This is a genomic window from Kitasatospora putterlickiae (assembly GCF_039527695.1).
GTDB classification, from domain to species: Bacteria; Actinomycetota; Actinomycetes; order Streptomycetales; family Streptomycetaceae; genus Kitasatospora; species Kitasatospora putterlickiae.
Genome location: NZ_BAAAKJ010000295.1, coordinates 12,987 through 14,398, shown reverse-complemented (window position 1 = coordinate 14,398; position 1,412 = coordinate 12,987). Strand labels below are relative to the sequence as shown.

The window sequence follows — 1,412 nt, the reverse complement described above, 5'->3', positions numbered from 1 at the left end:
GGTGCGGGGCCGCCGGTGCTCCACCGGACCCGCCATGAGGGTGGCGGGCCCCGGGAAACCTCAGCCGCGCCTCCTCCGGCGCGGTATCCAGCCGACAGGAAACCGGAGTACGGATGACTGACGACGCACGGACCGGGCTCGGCCGGGTCGGGATCTGGACCTTCGCCTACGAGGGACAACCCGCCGGACGCGTACGTGAATCGGCCGCGGAACTGGAGGAGCTGGGCTACGGGGCGATCTGGCACGGGGAGGCGTTCGGCCGCGACACGGTGGGCCAGGCCTGGTTACTGCTGTCCGCGACCCGCCGGATCACCGTCGCGTCCGGCATCGCCAACATCGCCTTCCGGGAACCGATCGCCATGGCCAACGCGACCCGCACCCTCGGCGAGGCCTTCCCCGGACGCTACCTGCTCGGCCTGGGCGGGCACCGGGTCGACGACACCGTGCACCTGGTGGACGGCTATCCCGTTCCCGCCCGGGGCAAGGCCCTCGCCACGATGCGCGGCTACCTCGACTCCATGGACGCCGCCCCGGCCCACGGCCCCGCACCGGACCCGGCCCCCCGCCGCGTCCTGGCCGCCCTCGGCCCGAAGATGCTCCAACTGGCCGCCGAACGCACCTGGGGCGCGCACCCCTACTTCGTGCCCGTCGAGCACACCTCGCAGGCCCGCACGATCATGGGACCGGACGCCTTCCTCGGGGTCGAGCAGGCCGTCGTCCTGGACACCGACCCCGGCCGGGCCCGGGAGGTGGCCACGGCACACGTCGCCGCGTACCTCGCCATGGCACCGCACCAGCGGGTGAACGTCCAAAGGCTCGGCTTCGGCGACGAGGACATCACGGGCCGCCCGAGTCGCCGGCTGGTGGACGCGATCGTCGCGTACGGCGACACCGAGACGATCCGCCGCCGCGTGCAGGGGCACCTCGACGCGGGAGCCGACCACGTCTGCCTACAGGTCCTGAACGCCGACCCCGCCGCACTGCCGGAGCGGGAGTGGCGCGAACTCGCCGCCGCCCTCGTTTCGCCTTCGCCCTCGCGGGATCCCCTGGGGGCCACGGGACGCTGACTCCGCGACGCCGGTTCTCAGTCCACCAGGGCCGAGCGGCGTTCGAAGACCTCGATGCGGGCGCGGTCGAGGGCGGTGGCGACGGCGCCCAGCAGGACGGCCTCCTCGCCTAGGCGGCTCGGGGCGAGGGTGGGCCGCATGGGGCTGAGGTGGTCGAGGGCCTTTCCAAGGGGTTCGAGGAGCAGGTCCGCGCTGGCGCCGATGCCGCCGCCGAGGACGATCAGGTCCGGGTCGAGCACGGCGGACAGCACCGCTACCGCGTAGGCGAGTTGGCCGGCCGCGTGGGTCACGGCGGCGGCGGTCAGCGGGTCGGCGACCAGCACGTCGGCGGAGGCCAGCACCTCG

2 protein-coding genes are annotated in these 1,412 nt (G+C 74.0%); one reads left to right on the top strand and one right to left on the bottom strand.

Translation table 11 applies throughout. The features are described from left to right. The first annotated feature begins 113 nt into the window (after window positions 1-113). A complete protein-coding gene (locus ABD308_RS28675; protein ID WP_344340617.1) occupies window positions 114-1,067 on the top strand; it encodes a TIGR03620 family F420-dependent LLM class oxidoreductase in 954 nt (317 codons plus the stop codon). A 17-nt stretch (window positions 1,068-1,084) separates the two neighbouring features. On the opposite strand, the gene ABD308_RS28670 is transcribed toward ABD308_RS28675, so the two are convergent. Then, the coding region (locus tag ABD308_RS28670) for an ROK family protein (RefSeq protein ID WP_344340611.1) at window positions 1,085-1,412 on the bottom strand (328 nt) is incomplete at its 5' end.

Excerpts from the sequence above, each read along its gene's own strand:
- ABD308_RS28675 (WP_344340617.1), top strand. The coding sequence starts at position 114 with ATGACTGACGACGCACGGACCGGGCTCGGCCGGGTCGGGATCTGGACC.